A 15189-nucleotide genomic window follows, 5' to 3' on the forward strand; every position below is an offset into this window, starting at 1 on the left:
GCGCCGCCGCGGCGTCTAAGATCGAGGGCATGGACAGCGTGCCGCTGGTGCCGGCCTACGGCGGGGCCTCGTTGCCCGACCTCGCCCGTTCCCTGCTCGCGGCCCTCGGCCTCGACGAGCCCAACCCGCTGGCGATCGCGCCCGCCACCCGCACCTGCCTGTTCCTGGTCGACGGCCTCGGCGCGGAGCTCCTGCGCGCCCACCCTGACACCGCTCCCTTCCTCACGGCCGCCGCTGCGACCACCGCCACCGGCGGGACGATCGCCCCTCCGGCCCACGCGGCGCCGCCCGCCACCCTCACCGCCGGGTTCCCCGCGACGACCGTGACGAGCCTGTGCTCGCTCGGCACCGGGCTGCCGCCGGGCGAGCACGGCATGCTCGGCATGACGCTGGCCGTGCCCGGCGCCGGCCTGCTGTTCAACTGCCTGCGCTGGACCGGGACGCCGATGGACCCGGCCGAATGGCAGCCGAGCACGACTGTTTACCAGCGGGCCGCCGCGGCCGGGATCGACGCCGTCTACGTGGCCCCGGCCGAGTTCGAGGGCACCGGCCTGACCGACGCCGTCTACCGGGGCGTCCGCTACGCCGCCGCCGAGACGCCGGACGAGCGCGTCACCAGGGCGCTGGCCGAGCTGGCCGGGCCGCGCGCCCACGTCACCGTCTACTACGGCGACCTCGACGCGGCCGGGCACATGACCGGCTGGGGCGGCGACGAGTGGCTGCGGCAGCTGGCGATCGTCGACCGCATGGCCGAGCGCCTGGCCGAGGGACTGCCCGACGGCGCCGCCCTGTACGTGACCGCCGACCACGGCATGGTCAACGCCGCCGACAAGCTCGACGCCGAGAAGACGCCCGAGCTGACGCGCGGCGTGGCGATGCTCGGCGGCGAGGCCCGCGCCCGCCACGTCTACGCCGAGCCCGGCGCGGCCGGCGACGTGCTCGACGCCTGGGCGGCGACGCTCAACGGGCGCGCCTGGGTGGTGCCGCGCGAGGAGGCCGTCGAGGCCGGCTGGTTCGGGCCGGACGTGCGCGGCGCGTGGCTGCGGCGCATCGGTGACGTGCTCGCCGTCCCCTACACTGACCTGGCGATCATCGCCCCGTCCGCGCATCGGATCGAGGCGCTCTTCACCGGCTACCACGGCTCCATGACCGCCGCCGAGCAGCTCGTACCACTTGTGGAGGTATCCCGCAGATGAGCCCGCTGATCACTCCGGACGAGCTGGCCGCGCTGGGCGACACGGCGAGCGTGCTCGACGTGCGCTGGCGGCTGGGCGGCCCGCCCGGGATCGGCCTCTACCGCGAGGGTCACGTGCCGGGCGCCGTCTTCTGCGACCTCGACGCCGACCTGGCGGCGCCGCCCGGCGACGCCGGCCGGCACCCGCTGCCCGGCGCGGACGCGTTCGAGCGGGCGATGCGGCGGCTCGGCGTGTCGGACGGCAGGCCCGTCGTGGTGTACGACGACGCGGGCTCGACGGTGGCCGCCCGCGCCTGGTGGACGCTGCGCTACTTCGGCCACCAGGACGTACGGGTGCTCGACGGCGGCCTGCCCGCCTGGATCGCGGCCGGGCTGCCGGTCACCAAGGACGAGCCCCGGCCCGACCCCGGCGACTTCACGGCCACGCCTGGCGGGATGCCGGTCCTCGACGCCGGGCAGGCCGCGGCGCTGGCCGGCTCCGGCGTGCTGCTCGACGCCAGGGCGGAGGAGCGTTACCGGGGCGAGGTGGAGCCGGTCGACCCGGTGGCCGGGCACATCCCCGGCGCGGTCAGCGCCCCGACCACCGCGAACGTGGGCGCCGACGGCCGCTTCCCGGCCCCGGACGTGCTGCGGGTCCGCTTCGCCGGGCTGGGCGTGACGGGCGGCGTGCCGGTCGGCGCCTACTGCGGGTCGGGCGTGACGGCCGCGCACGAAGTGCTCGCGCTCGCGGTCGCCGGCATCGACGCCGCCCTCTACGTGGGCTCGTGGTCCAACTGGGTGGCCGACCCGGCGAGGCCCGTCGCCACCGGCTGAACGCCCGCCCGCGCGTCCGCCGTCGCGGGCCGGACGAGCGGCCGGTGACCGGCCCCGAAGCACACGAAGCCCGGCACCCCCGTCGCGGCCGACGAGACGGCCAGCGCGGCGTCGGGCGGCCGGCCGGCGGCCAGCAGCTCGTGGAAGGCCGTCATGAGCGCCAGCGCGTCCTCGTCGCCCACCGGCACCATCCCCGCCACCACGCAGGCGGCGCCGCGTGACAGGAACGTGCCGGCCAGCCCGAGCGGCGCCCCGTCGGCGGGCGTGCGCGCCATCCCCGAGTCGCAGGACGACAGCACCACCAGCCTCGGCGCCCGCTCCACCCGCAGCAGGTCGTACGCCATGAGCGGGCCGTCCTCCAGCGTGATGCCGGACAGCAGCGGGCTGCGCGCGTGGAACACCCCGTGGGCGGCCAGGTGCAGCACGTCCGCGCCCGCCAGCGCGTCGAGCACCGCCTGCCTGCGGCCGGGGACCGGGCGGGCGCCGGGGTGGCGGGCGAGCACCCGGCCCACCTCCTCCTCGGCGTGCGCGAGGCCGGGCCCGGCGGCGGCGACCACGGACGGCGGCCCGTCCCCGGCGCCGCGTCCGCTCGCCGCCAGCCATCCGGCCGCGCTCGCCGCCACGCTCACCGGACGGCCGCGCAGGCAGGGCAGCGCGCCCCACGGCATCGTGTGCAGCGGCCCGGTCGGCACCAGGACGAGCGGCCGGTCGCCGAGCTCGTCGGCGAGCTCGTCAGCGAAGGGCTCCAGCAGCAGCCGCCCGAGCTCGGCCCCGACGGCGTCGATCGGCTGCGGAGGCGCGGCGCCCCCCTCGCGCAGCCCGGCCCGGCGCAGCGAGTAGCGCAGCCGGATCAGCGTCTCGGCCACCGCCCGCAGCCCGCCGAGCCGCCGCAGCGTCACGCGCTCGCCGGTGACGACCACGCCCAGCAGCGACTCCTCGTCGGTGACGTACTCGACCAGCGCGGCCCGCCCCAGCTCCTCGCGCAGCCGCCCGGAGCCGGTCAGCGGGCGGGCGTGCGCGGGCGCGGCCACCGCCCGCCACCGCTCCGCCCACTCGAACACCTCGCCGGCGTCTCCGTCGCGGATCGCCAGCCGCAGCCCGAACGCCGCCAGCCGCTCACCCGCGCGGGCCGCGTGGGCGCGCAACGCCGGGTCGTCGAGCGTGTCCATGCGCCCGCCCATCTCGGCCAGGCCCTCCCGCACGGCGCGGAAGGCGCCCGGGACGTCCTCCTGCAGCGCCGCCTCCAGCGCGAGCGCGTGCTGGCGCACCACCGGCGGCACCTGGGCGGCCTGGGCCAGCCGCCGCTGCTGCGTCTCGCACGACAGCGGCGTCAGCCGGGTGCCGGCCGGCATCCACCGCTCCTGCGGCCTGGCGTGCAGGGTGAGCCGGGCGAGCTGGGCCGAGGCCGTCGGATGGTCGTCGACGGCCAGCGCGGTCTCGGCCGCCACCAGCCGCAGCGCCGCCGCCCCGGCCAGGTGGGCGGCGTCGCGTTCGAGCTCGCCCGCACACGCGATCAGCTCGGCGAGCAGCGCGGGCGTCGGCGGCTCCAGCGCCAGCCTGGCCCGCAGCACGACCTCCCTGGCCAGCGGCAGCCACGAGTGCCGCTCCTGCTCCGCCAACTCGCGCCCGGCCCGCTCGGCCACCGTGATCGCCTCGCGGGCGTCGCCCGTCAGCAGCTCGACCTGGGCGAGCTTGAGCCGCGCCTCGGCCAGCGCCGCCCGGCCGCCGGACTGCTCCAGGTCGGGCACGGCCAGGCTGAGCAGGGCCCGCGCCTCGCCGGGCAGGTGGGCGGCCAGCAGGGCGCCCGCGAAGTCGGCGCGCATCGTGGCCAGCCGCTCGGTGAAGCCGAACAGCGTGTCCTGGGCGGCGCGGTAGTGGGCGAACGCCTCGCCGACGTCGCCGCGTCGTACGGCGAGAAAGGGCAGGTTGGCGGCGGCGAGCCGGGCCAGGTGGTGGAGCCCGGCGTGGCGGGAGATCTCCAGGCAGGCGCTGATGTCGCGCATGGCGTCGTCCCAGTCGCCCCGGTAGGCGTGCACCAGGCCCCGGTTGAGCAGCCCGCCCGCCAGGAACCTGCGGTCGTCGAGCGTGCCCGGCGCGGCCACGAGCGCCCGCAGCGCCCGGTCGCAGGAGGCGACGGCCTCCTGGTAGCGGCCCAGGCAGGCCAGCGCGACGGCCCGCTGCGTGTCGAGCTTGGCGCGGTCGAGCGGCGACAGGTGGGCCCACGCCAGCGCGGCGACGCGCAGCGCCTGCAGCGGGTGGCCGCGCTCGGTGCGCACCGTCACCAGCGACAGCCGCGCCTGCGCCAGCCGCTCGCCGGGCGCCCCCACGGTGCCGATCGCCTGCCTGAGGTGCTGCTCGGCCGCCTCCAGATCGCCCAGCTCACGCTCGGCCAGGCCCATCGCCCGCAACGCCACCGCCGTCGCCTCCGCGCCCCCGGGGACGGCCGCCGCCTTCGCCAGGATCGTCCGGCCCGCCCGCAACGCCTGCGGCGGGTCGACCACGGAACGCTGCACCGCCATCTCCGCCGCGCGCACGAGCATGGCGACGACCGGGGACGCGTCCCGCTGATGCTCCGGTGTCGTCAGGTTCGGCTCGGTGTTCAAGGGCGGATGCGCACCCACCGGGTCTGGACGGGGGCGTTGCCGGGGCGGTGGCAGACCACGCTGAGCCAGCCCGGCGGCAGCCCGGTCACCGCGAAGTGGCCAGTGGGCGCCAGCCGCCTGCTCAACGTCAGGTGCGGGGTGCGTACGTCGACGAGCGCCCCGTCGCCCGGAGTCGGGCACACCTGCCCCGCCACGTCGATCAGCCCGTCGCCGAAGGTCACCTCCAGGTCGAAGGTGAGCCCGGCCGCCACGAAGCGGACCATGTGCGGGCCCTCCGGCCCGCGCACGCCGCGCGTGGCGGTGCACTCGGCGGGGACGGCGGTGATCGCGCTGGGGACCCGGAGCCGGAAGACGTCGCGGGCGGCCGCGCTCACGTGTCCCGGGATGGGATCGCTCCCGGCGGCAAGTCTGAGGGCCGCCAGGAAATATTCGTCGTTGATCATTGCACCGTCTCCTGTAGTGAGATCAGGGTGCGCAGTTTTTCCAGGCAGCGCGCCCTGGTAGGGCCGACGCTGCCGATCGGGACGCCCAGGCGCTGGGCCATCTGCCGGCTGCCGAGATCCGTCGCCACCAGCCGGAGCATGGTGCGGCAGGGCTCGTGCAGGGTGGAGACCGTCTGCCAGAGCAGGCGGTTGCCGTCGGCCTCCAGCACGGCGGAGGCCGGGTCGGGCGCGGCCGGGGGCTCCGCGGCCACGCTGTGCGGAGTCTTCCGCAGCAGCTGGAGCGCTTCGCGGCGGGTCGTGGTGGCCAGCCACGCCCCCACGGCCGCGGGCTCCCTGATCGCGTGCAGCCGCTCCAGCAGGCGCAGCCACGCGCCCTGGACGACGTCCGCCGCGTCGCTCTCGCCGAGACCGCAGGAGCGGGCCACCGCCCACATCCGCGGCCCGAAGCGGGACACGAGCTGGTCCCAGGCGTCCTGGTCGCCACCGGCCGCCGCCGCGAGCAGCTCCGCTGGGTCGCGCGTGTCGTGCATACGGCCTCCTTCCCGACCCTGCCGGGAGGCTGTCCTGCCTCCACGTGATCGCCTGGGGACTGAGCGTAAACTCTACAGACTCGACGGGACGAGAACTCCCAGATCGGGAATTTGCCGGGTGGCCTGCGGATCCAGCACCGCCTTGGCCGCCTGGGCCGCCGGCAGATCGCGCGCGGCGTCCGCGATGGCCCCCGCCACCAGGGCCGCGGCGAACGACGTGCCGCTCCACGAGGCGTAGCCGGCGAACTCGCCCCGCTCCGGGAACGTGCTGGTCAGCCACTCGCCGCGGGCGCAGGCGTCCACCCACGGCCCGTACGCCGAGAACGGGGCGCGGCGCTGCTGGGTGTCGTCGACCGCGCCCACCGCCACCACCGGCCCCAGCGCGGCCGGGTAGAAGGGCACGTCCGAGGCGGAGTTGCCGGCGCACGCGACCACGACCGTGCCGGGCAACTCGGCCAGCGCGTCGGCCAGCAGCGGCGGCGGCCTGCCGTCGAAGGTGTGGCAGCCGAACGACAGGTTCAGCACGTCGGGCGGCCGCTCGCGCATCCGGTGCAGCGCCCGCACCACGGTCGCCTCGTCGCCCAGCCCCTCGCCGTCGAGCACCCGGGTCACCCGCAGCGACACGCCCGGCGCCCGCATCGTCAGCAATCCGGCCAGGAACGTTCCATGCCCGGCCTGGCGGCCCTCGGCGGCGTCGTCGTCCTCGGCCCGGCGCTCGGCGAACCAGTCGCTCCCGGCCCACCAGCGGTGCTCCGCCACGCCGGTGTCGAGCAGCCCGACCACCACCGGCGAGCGGGTGCGGCTGTGGCGGTGGGCGATGGGCGGGGCAGGGAAAGGGCGCGACGCCGGCCCGCCGAAGAACAGCGGCTGCCCGGCCAGCACGTGGTTGGGGGAGGCGCGGAAGCCGTGCTCGCGCAGGTCGGCGGTCAGCTCGCACGGGTCGACGCCGTCGGACAGGTGGATCACGCAGACGCCGTCGGCCTCCGAGACGGCCTGCGTCCAGCGCGAGGCGGCGGACAGCGCGCTGCGGTCGGTCAGCACCTGACCTGGGCGGATGAGCGCGTCGCCGACTTGTTGGATGTTCATGAGCGGGTATCTTTCCCCGCCGGCCGTCCTGTCACGTGTCACACGCGCACCAACTTGGTATGGCCCCCCTCTGGTGTCGGATTGCGACCGACGGTAGTCTCTCCCTAGTCACTTGTGATCATCCCGGGGCGAGGCCGTTGGGGAAGGCGCACCTCGTACCGAAACGGGAGGTCCGGTGTCTGCTCGTGGCGTGCTGTACGTCCACTCGGCTCAGCCCGCGCTGTGCCCTCATATCGAATGGGCAGTCGCGGGTGTCCTTGGCGTGCCCGTTGATCTTACCTGGACGCCGCAACCCGCCGCGCCCAACGTGGTGCGCGCGCAGGCCGAATGGGAAGGCCGGCCCGGCATCGCCGCCGCCATCGCCTCCTCACTCATGGGCTGGCAGCGCCTCAGGTTCGAGATCACCGAGGACGCCTCGCCGGGCGTCGACGGCTCCCGGCACGCCTACACCCCGACGCTCGGCGCGTTCAGCGCGGTCATCGGCGCCGCGGGCGACATCATGATCCCCGAGGACCGGCTGCGCGCCGTGATGCTGACCGCCGGTCAGGGCCGCTGCGTGCTGGAGGAGGAGCTCGACAAGCTGCTCGGCCGGCCCTGGGACGAGGAGCTGGAGCCGTTCCGCTACGCGGGCGACGGCGCGCCCGTCCGCTGGCTGCACGCCGCCGTCTGACGCGCGGCGCCGCCCCCGGTCCCACGCCCGCCGCCCCCCGGTTCCACGCCCGTCACCCCCCGGCACGAGAGCAGACGCGAAAGGGGCCCCGCACCGAATCGGTGCGGGGCCCCTCGACGTCGTCCGGACTACAGCGGGATGTTGCCGTGCGCGCCCCTGGCCGGGGTCGCCTGGGCCAGGACCTTGGCGATCGCGCCGCGGGTCTCCTCCGGCTTGATCACCTCGTCGATCACGCCCAGCTCCTGCGCGCGGCTGAGCCCGCCCGCGAGCTTCTCGTGCTCCTCGGCCAGCCGCTGCTCCAGCTCCGCGCGCTCGTCCTCGGAGGCGGCGGCGAGCTGGCGGCGCTTGAGGATGCGGACCGCGGCGACCGCGCCCATGACCGCGACCTCGGTCGTCGGCCACGCGAACACCTTGGTCGCGCCGAGGGCGCGGGAGTTCATCGCGATGTAGGCGCCGCCGTAAGCCTTGCGGGTGACGAGCGTGATGCGCGGCACCGACGCCTCGGCGAAGGCGTGCAGCAGCTTGGCGCCGCGGCGCACCACGCCGTCGTGCTCCTGGCCGACGCCCGGCAGGTAGCCCGGCACGTCCACCAGCACGACCAGCGGCACCCCGAAGGCGTCACACATGCGCACGAAACGCGCGGCCTTCTCGGCGGAGGTGGCGTCGAGGCAGCCGCCCAGCCGCATCGGGTTGTTGGCGATCACGCCGACGGTCCGGCCGCCGAGCCGCCCCAGCGACGTGACGATGTTGGGCGCCCACTTGGGGTGCAGCTCCACGCCGGGCTCGTCGAGCAGGCCGTTGACCAGCGGCTTGACGTCGTAGGCGCGGCGCGGCGAGTCGGGCAGCAGCGAGGAGAAGTCGACCTCGCCGATCTCCGACGAGCGGACCCGGCCCTGGTGGCCGAGCAGCACGGCGAGCTGGCGGGCCTTGAGCAGCGCGTCGGTCTCGGTCTTGGTGACGACGTGCACGACACCGCTGCGCTTGCTGTGCGGCTCGGGGCCGCCCAGGGCGGCGCTGGTGACGTCCTCGCCGGTGACGCTGCGGACCACGTCGGGGCCGGTGACGAAGATGCGGCCCGAGTCGGCCAGGATCACCAGGTCGGTCAGCGCCGGGCCGTAGGCGGCGCCGCCGGCGGCCGGGCCGACGACCACGGAGATCTGCGGCACGACGCCCGACGCCTTGGTCATGGCGGCGAACACCCGGCCGACGGCGTGCAGCGACTCGACGCCTTCGGCGAGTCGCGCACCGCCGGAGTGCCAGATCCCGAGGACCGGCACCCGTTCGCGGACGGCCACGTCATAGGCGTGGACGATGTGCTCGCAACCCTCGCTGCCCATCGCGCCGCCCTGATAACGCGCGTCGCTGCAGAACGCGACGACGGGGACTCCCTCGACGCGGCCCATGGCGGCCAGCACGCCGCTCTTGTCCTCGGGGGTGATCAGCCGCACCGACCCCTCGTCGAGGAGGGCGGCCAGGCGGACGGCGGGATCGCGGGGATCGGCAGGCTCCTGTTCGGGACCCTCGGTCGCCACGCGGTTGTCGAGCACGGTCATTTAAGCCCCCTTGAACACGACGGTCACGTTGTGGCCGCCGAAGCCGAACGAGTTGTTGACCGCGGCGATGTCACCCGCGGGCAGGGCGCGGTGGGCGCCGTGCACGAGATCGACCTCGATGCCGTCGTCGACGTTGTCGAGGTTGATGGTGGCGGGGACGATGCGCTCCTGCAGCGCCTTGACGGTGAAGACGGACTCGATGCCGCCGGCGCCGCCCAGGAGGTGGCCGGTCATGGACTTGGTCGAGGTGACCAGCGGGTGGGTGCCGATGGCCTTGGCCACCGCCTGCACCTCGATGACGTCGCCTGCCGGGGTGGAGGTGGCGTGCGCGTTGACGTGCTTGACGTCCTGGCCGGTGATGCCGGCGTCGGTGAGCGCCTGCGTCATCGCCATGATGATGCCCCGGCCCTCGGGCTCGGGCTGGGTGATGTGGTGGGAGTCGGCCGAGTAGCCGACGCCCGAGGCGTAGGCGTAGATCCGCGCGTCGCGGGCGCGGGCGTGCTCCTCCGACTCCAGGACGAGGATGCCGGCGCCCTCACCCAGGACGAAGCCGTCGCGGTCGCGGTCCCACGGCCGGGAGGCGCGCTGCGGCTCGTCGTTGCGGGTGGACATGGCGCGGGCGGCGGCGAAGGCCGCCACGTTGAGGCCGTGGATGGCGGCCTCGGTGCCGCCGGCGATCACCACGTCGGCCCGGCCCGCCCTGATCATGTCCATCGCGTAGCCGATGGCCTCCGCGCCGGAGGCGCAGGCGGACACCGTGGCGTGCACCCCGGCCTGGGCGCCCCGGTCGAGGCCGATCCAGGCGGCGGGGCCGTTGGGCATGAGCATCGGCACCGTGAAGGGCGACAGCCGGTTCCAGCCGCGCTCCTTGTAGGTGTCGTAGGCGGACAGGGTGGTGTTGATGCCGCCGATGCCGCTGGACACGACGACGCCCAGCCGCTCGGGCGCCACCTCCGGCGCTCCCGCGTCCTGCCACGCCTCACGCGCGGCGACCATCGCGAACTGCTCGCTGCGGTCGAGACGGCGGGACTCGGGCCGGGGCAGCACCTCGGTCGGGTCGACCGCGGCCGTCCCCGCGAACGTCACGGGGACGGTGTCGATCCAGTCCTCGGTGAGGGTCCTGACACCCGACTGACCGGCGAGGAGCGCCGACCAGGACGAGGCGACGTCTCCACCGACGGGCGTCGTCGCGCCGAGCCCGGTGACGACGACACGTACCCGGTTTGCACTCACGTTTCGCACTCCTTGTCGATCAGGGGTAAGGACGTTCTAGTTCTGGATGAAGGTGAGGACGTCCTTGACCGTCTTCAGGTTCTTGAGCTGGTCGTCGGGGATCTCGACGCCGAACTCGTCCTGGGCGGCCACGGCGATCTCGACCATGGACAGGGAGTCGATGTCGAGGTCGTCCACGAAGCTCTTCTCCGGAGTGACCTCGGCGGCCGGGATGCCGGTGATCTCGTTGATGATCTTGCCGAGGCCCTGGAGGATGTCCTGCTCGGTGGCCATGTCGCTGGTTCTCCTTAGTTTTCCTGGTTCTGCACGGCTTCGCCGTACAAGCTTTTCTTAGGGGATCTCGATGACCTGACCCGCGTAGGTCAGGCCGGCGCCGAAGCCGAGGATGAGCGCGAGCTCACCCGAGCGGACCTCGCCGCGCTCCAGCATGCGCGAGAGCGCGAGCGGGATGGAGGCTGCGGAGGTGTTGCCGGCGGTGACGATGTCGCGGGCGATGACCGCGCGCTCGGCGCGCAGCCGACGGGCGATCGACTCGATGATACGCAGGTTGGCCTGATGCGGGATGAACGCGGCCAGCTCCGACGGGTCGACGCCGGCGCGCTCGCACGCCTGCTTGGCGACCGGGTGGAGCGCGGTGGTGGCCCAGCGGAAGACCGTCTGGCCCTCCTGCTGCAGCGAGCTGTGGCGGTCGTCGATGCGGATGGCCTCGGACTTGTCGCCGGAGCTGCCCCACACGACCGGGCCGATGCCGGGGGTGTCGGAGGGGCCGACGACCGCGGCGCCCGCGCCGTCGGCGAAGATCACCGCGGTGGAGCGGTCGGTCCAGTCGATCCACTGCGACAGCTTCTCCGCGCCGATGACCAGCACGTTGCGGGCCGAGCCGGCGCGGATGGCGGCGTCGGCGGTGCCGAGCGCGTAGCAGAAGCCGGCGCAGGCGGCGTTGACGTCGAAGGCGCCGGGGGCGTCGATGCCGAGCCGGTGCGCGACGACCGCGGCGGCGTTGGGGATCTGCGACTCCAGTGTGCAGGTCGCGACGATGACCAGGTCGATGTCATCGGCGGCCAGACCGCTGGCGGCCAGCGCCTTGCCGCCCGCCTGGGCCGCCATGTCCTCCAGCGTCTCGCTGTCGGCGGCGACCCGGCGCTCCTTGATGCCGACGCGGGACTGGATCCACTCGTCGTTGGTCTCCATGGTCCTGGCCAGCTCGTCGTTGGTGACGACGCGGGCGGGCTGGTAGTGGCCGAGGGCCAGCAGCCTGGCGCCGGGCGCGGTGTCGGCGATCCTCACTTGATCAGCTCCCTGGCGGCGTCGAGATGTTCGGGGGTCTTGACGGCCACGGTCTTCACGCCGCGCAGCCCGCGCCTGGCGAGGCCGGTCAGCGTGCCGCCGGGCAGCAGCTCGATCATCGCGGTGACGCCCAGCTCGGCCATCGTCGCCATGCAGGAGTCCCAGCGCACGGGGTTGCTCACCTGGTTGACCAGGCGGCTCATGACCTCGTCGCCGCCGGTCACGACCTGGCCGTCGGCGTTGGACAGCAGCCGCACGGTGGGGTCGGCCGGGGTGACGGAGGCGGCGGCCTCGCGCAGCCGCGCGACCGCGGGGGCCATGTGCGCGGTGTGGAAGGCGCCGGCCACGGCCAGCGGGCGGAGCCGGGCGCCGGCCGGGGCGTCGTCGGCGAAGGCGGCGAGCTGCTCCAGCGTGCCGCCCGCGACGATCTGGCCGGAGCCGTTGATGTTGGCGGGGGTCAGGCCGTGCTTGTCGATGGCCGCCAGCACGTCGGGCTCCTCACCGCCGAGCACGGCGGTCATGCCGGTCTCGGTGACGGAGGCGGCCTCGGCCATCGCCCGGCCGCGCTCGCGGACCAGCGTCAGCGCCTGCTCGGGGGTGATCACCCCGGCCAGCGCGGCGGTCGCGAACTCGCCGACGCTGTGGCCGGCCAGCAGGTCGGGGTTCACGCCGAGCGCCTCGGCGCTGGCCAGCGCGGCCGCCACGAGCAGGGGCTGGGCGACGGCGGTGTCGCGGATCTCGTCGGCGTCCGCGGTGGTGCCGAACGCGATCAGGTCGAGCCCGGCGACCTCCGACCACGCGGCGAGCCGGTCTGCCACACCGGGCAGCTCCAGCCACGGGGTGAGGAAACCTGGGGTTTGGGCGCCTTGGCCCGGCGCGACGACTACAAGCACGAAATCCACCATGCCCTGTAGAACTTCGACACGCCGATGAAGATCTGAACGAACTTTGTCCGGGCTGTTTTGTAGGAACCCCACAGTAGGGGTTTCGGGAAGATTACGTTAGGGCCCGCCACATCGCGGCGCTGTCGGCGAGGCGCCCCAGGATGAGCCCCACCTGCAGGGTGAAGGCCGAACGGCCCTCGGTCGGCTGGTAGCCGGTCAGCTCGGTGATCTTCTTGAGCCGGTAGCGGACCGTGTTGGGGTGGACGAACAGCAGTCGCGCGGTCGCCTCCAGCGACGTGCCCTGCTCCAGGTACGTGGCCAGCGTATCGAGCAGCGGGGTGCCCGCGAGGGGCAGATAGACGTTCTCGACGAGCTGCTCCCTGGCGTCCTCGTCGCCGTCGAGCGCCCGCTCGGCCAGCAGGTCCTCGGCGTGCACCGGCCGGGGCGCGTCGGGCCAGCCGGAGGAGGCCTTCAGCCCGGCCAGCGCGGCCCGGGCCGACCGCGCGGCGGCGTGCAGGTCGGGCACCTCGGGGCCGATCACGATCGGGCCCTCGCCGAACCGGGCGACGACCTGCCGGGCCGCGTCGTTCACGCTCTCGGCGCCGCCCACGATCACGATGAGCCGGTCGGCCTGGACACCGGCGAGCAGGTCCATGCCGATGCGGCGGCCCCGCTCGCGCAGCCCGTCGATGACGGCGCGCGGGTCGCCCTCGGGGGCGTGCCCGGCGATCACGACCACCGGCGAGGACGTCCAGCCGAGCGCGGCGGCCCAGGAGTGCAGCCCGTCGTCCACCTCGCCGCGCACCAGCGCGTCGACGATCAGCGCCTCCAGCCGCGCGTCCCAGGAGCCCCGGGCCTCGGCCTCGCGGGCGTAGACGTGCGCGGCGGCGAACGCCACGTCCCGGGTGTAGCGGAGCATCGCCTGCTGGAGCTGGTCCTCGCCGCCGGGCGCGGCCAGCTCGTCGGTCTGCGCCTCGACCACCTGGACGACGACGCGGACGATGTCGACCGTCTGCTGCAGCGAGATCGACCGCTTCAGCTCACGCGGCGCGGTGCCGAAGAACTCGATGCTGGGCGTGGGCCGGTCCTCGCCCGCGTGCTGGAACCACTCGACGAACGCGGCGATGCCCGCCTGCGCCACCAGCCCCACCCAGGAGCGGTCCTCGGCGCTGAGTGCGCGGAACCACGGCAACTGGTCGTCCATCCGCGCCATCGCCGCCGTGCCGAGCGAGCCCATCGCGCGCTCGAGCCTGCGAGTGGTGTCCTCCCGGGTCCGGTCTGTCACGTCTCCTAGAGTGCCAGGTGATTTCAGATGACCGCGACGGCGGTTATCAGGCCGATCGCAATGTGGGTCACCGCGAGGAGCCGGGCGCCCGGCTGCAGCTGAGGCTCCTTGACCAGTTCGCGCACGGAGATGCCGACCACCCGGTCGAACAGCAGCATCGCCAGCGTCTGCACGGCGATGCCGACCAGGCCGAACACCGCGGTGCTCACCAGCCCCTCGGCCAGCCGCCCGCCGGAGCCCCAGATGGAGGCGGCCACGATCAGGCCGACCGCGGCCAGCGCGGAGGTGGCCAGCAGGGTCGCGTTCGGGTTGCGCTCGGTGCGGATGATCTGGCTGAGCTTGCCCGGGGTCGCCAGGTCGATCACGTAGAAGCCGACGATCATCAGGATCACGCCGACGGCGGCGTAGGAGGCGATGGAGCCCGCGCCGCGGGCGAGATGTTCCAGGAACACGGTGGTCACGGTCACTCGATTCGGTGAGGTACGAAGGAAGAGGTGTCGTCGGTGATCAGGCCGGTCGTCTCCCGGATGCCCAGGCCGGCCGCCTCGTCGGCGACCACCCAGGCGCCCAGGACCGGCCGCTGGCCGCCGAACTCCGGCAACGCCTCGAAGCCCTGGTAGACATACCCCTCCTGGCCATAGGAACCGGGCGTCTCCAGGCCGCCGGACGGCGTGACGATCCGCATCGACGCGCCCTCCCGGCCGAGCAGCGGCTTGGCGATGTACGAGCCGAGGTCGCGGGGGCCGTCGAGGTAGGCGGGCAGCAGGTTGGGATGGCCGGGGAACAGCTCCCACAGCACGGCCAGCAGCGCCTTGTTGGACAGCAGAGCCTTCCACAGCGGCTCGATCCACGTCGCGTGGCGCACCGCGTGGCGGCCGAACGGCTCGGCGAGCATCCACTCCCACGGGTAGAGCTTGAAGGCCGAGCGGATCCTGCGCTCCTCGACGTCGACGAAGCACCGGTTGAGCGAGTCCCAGCCGATGTCCTCCATGGCGACGGCCACGGTCTCCAGCCCGGCCTGCTCGGCGGTCTCCTGGAGGTAGGCCAGCGTCATGGCCTCCTCGCCCGTCTCGTCGCCGTTGGTCCAGGCGAAGTGGGTGGGGCCGGGCGGCAGCGGCATCGCGCGCCAGCGGTCGATGAGCCGCTCGTGCACGGAGTTCCACTGGTCGCCGCCGGGGTGGGTGTCCTGCAGCCAGAACCACTGGATCACCGATGACTCCAGCAGCGAGGTCGGCGTGTCGGCGTTGTACTCCAGCAGCTTGGCCGGCCCGGTGCCGTCGTAGCGCAGGTCGAAGCGGCCGTAGAGGTGGGCGTCGCGCCGCTCCCACGAGCGCGCCACGTCGTCGGCCGCCCACTCCGGGATGGCCAGGTCGGCCAGGCGGCCGGTGGAGACCACGTGCTCGGCGGCCTGGAGGCACATCCCGTGCAGCTCCTCGACCTGCTCCTCCAGCGACTCGACCTCGTCCATGGAGAACACGTAGTGGACCGACTCGTCCCAGTAGGGCCTGCTCAGCCCCTCGGGGTGGGCCGCGCGGTGGTAGGCCAGGCCCTGGCTCTCGATCGTCTTGTCCCAGCCGTCGCGGGGAGCGCCCTGCTCGCGTCGCACC

15 protein-coding genes are annotated in these 15189 nt (G+C 74.2%); 3 read left to right on the top strand and 12 right to left on the bottom strand.

The genetic code is table 11. From position 1 onward, the window contains the following. The first annotated feature begins 29 nt into the window (after window positions 1-29). Together ACBI99_RS08610 and ACBI99_RS08615 are read left to right on the top strand one after the other, a co-directional pair. Complete coding sequence (locus tag ACBI99_RS08610) at window positions 30-1196, top strand: alkaline phosphatase family protein (protein WP_375072037.1); 1167 nt, start codon at window positions 30-32, stop codon at window positions 1194-1196. Continuing rightward, window positions 1193-2008 carry a sulfurtransferase gene (locus tag ACBI99_RS08615; protein ID WP_375072038.1) on the top strand — a complete coding sequence of 272 codons (816 nt, stop codon included), beginning with the start codon at window positions 1193-1195 and terminating at the stop codon, window positions 2006-2008. The genes ACBI99_RS08610 and ACBI99_RS08615 overlap by 4 nt, the downstream gene beginning before the upstream one ends. Here ACBI99_RS08615 and ACBI99_RS08620 read toward each other — a convergent pair. The 4 genes from ACBI99_RS08620 to ACBI99_RS08635 all read right to left on the bottom strand — a co-directional run bounded on the left by ACBI99_RS08620 (window position 1948) and on the right by ACBI99_RS08635 (window position 6670). Next, a complete protein-coding gene (locus tag ACBI99_RS08620; protein ID WP_375072039.1) occupies window positions 1948-4611 on the bottom strand; it encodes a CHAT domain-containing protein in 2664 nt (887 codons plus the stop codon). The genes ACBI99_RS08615 and ACBI99_RS08620 overlap by 61 nt on opposite strands. After that, on the bottom strand, window positions 4608-5054 hold the full coding sequence (locus tag ACBI99_RS08625) for a hypothetical protein (RefSeq protein WP_375072040.1): 447 nt from the start codon (window positions 5052-5054) through the stop codon (window positions 4608-4610). The genes ACBI99_RS08620 and ACBI99_RS08625 overlap by 4 nt, the downstream gene beginning before the upstream one ends. Next, a complete protein-coding gene (locus tag ACBI99_RS08630) occupies window positions 5051-5584 on the bottom strand; it encodes an RNA polymerase sigma factor (protein ID WP_219510262.1) in 534 nt (177 codons plus the stop codon). The genes ACBI99_RS08625 and ACBI99_RS08630 overlap by 4 nt, the downstream gene beginning before the upstream one ends. A 72-nt stretch (window positions 5585-5656) precedes the next feature. Further along, the gene (locus ACBI99_RS08635; RefSeq protein ID WP_219510261.1) at window positions 5657-6670 is read right to left on the bottom strand and encodes a S8/S53 family peptidase; all 1014 of its coding nucleotides are present in this window, start codon (window positions 6668-6670) and stop codon (window positions 5657-5659) included. Between the two features lie 175 nt (window positions 6671-6845). On the opposite strand from ACBI99_RS08635, the gene ACBI99_RS08640 reads away from it, so the two are divergent. Further along, entirely contained in the window at window positions 6846-7340 is a 495-nt protein-coding gene (locus tag ACBI99_RS08640) for a DUF3145 domain-containing protein (RefSeq protein WP_219510259.1), read from the top strand. Window positions 7341-7468: 128 nt separating this feature from the next. Here ACBI99_RS08640 and ACBI99_RS08645 read toward each other — a convergent pair whose 3' ends face one another. The 8 genes from ACBI99_RS08645 to ACBI99_RS08680 form a co-directional block, all read right to left on the bottom strand. Next, window positions 7469-8872 (bottom strand): acyl-CoA carboxylase subunit beta, encoded by a 1404-nt coding sequence (locus ACBI99_RS08645; protein WP_375072236.1) that lies wholly within the window; start codon window positions 8870-8872, stop codon window positions 7469-7471. Window positions 8873-8893: 21 nt separating this feature from the next. Beyond that, window positions 8894-10126 carry a beta-ketoacyl-ACP synthase II gene (gene fabF, locus ACBI99_RS08650; RefSeq protein ID WP_219517481.1) on the bottom strand — a complete coding sequence of 411 codons (1233 nt, stop codon included), beginning with the start codon at window positions 10124-10126 and terminating at the stop codon, window positions 8894-8896. Between the two features lie 36 nt (window positions 10127-10162). Further along, a complete protein-coding gene (locus ACBI99_RS08655) occupies window positions 10163-10399 on the bottom strand; it encodes an acyl carrier protein (RefSeq protein WP_219517480.1) in 237 nt (78 codons plus the stop codon). Window positions 10400-10456: 57 nt separating this feature from the next. Further along, entirely contained in the window at window positions 10457-11413 is a 957-nt protein-coding gene (locus tag ACBI99_RS08660; protein ID WP_375072041.1) for a beta-ketoacyl-ACP synthase III, read from the bottom strand. After that, window positions 11410-12306 carry an ACP S-malonyltransferase gene (locus tag ACBI99_RS08665; RefSeq protein ID WP_219517475.1) on the bottom strand — a complete coding sequence of 299 codons (897 nt, stop codon included), beginning with the start codon at window positions 12304-12306 and terminating at the stop codon, window positions 11410-11412. The genes ACBI99_RS08660 and ACBI99_RS08665 overlap by 4 nt, the downstream gene beginning before the upstream one ends. 103 nt (window positions 12307-12409) lie before the next feature. Then, on the bottom strand, window positions 12410-13534 hold the full coding sequence (locus tag ACBI99_RS08670; RefSeq protein ID WP_219517489.1) for a CdaR family transcriptional regulator: 1125 nt from the start codon (window positions 13532-13534) through the stop codon (window positions 12410-12412). Between the two features lie 71 nt (window positions 13535-13605). Further along, window positions 13606-14043, bottom strand: a complete 438-nt coding sequence (locus ACBI99_RS08675; protein ID WP_375072042.1) for a DUF350 domain-containing protein — start codon at window positions 14041-14043, stop codon at window positions 13606-13608. Window positions 14044-14045: 2 nt separating this feature from the next. Beyond that, the gene (locus ACBI99_RS08680; RefSeq protein WP_357587416.1) at window positions 14046-15188 is read right to left on the bottom strand and encodes a glutathionylspermidine synthase family protein; all 1143 of its coding nucleotides are present in this window, start codon (window positions 15186-15188) and stop codon (window positions 14046-14048) included. Window position 15189 lies beyond the last annotated feature (1 nt).

Origin of the sequence: Nonomuraea sp. ATR24 (genome assembly GCF_041950485.1) — a bacterium.
Classification (GTDB): Bacteria; Actinomycetota; Actinomycetes; order Streptosporangiales; family Streptosporangiaceae; genus Nonomuraea; species Nonomuraea ceibae.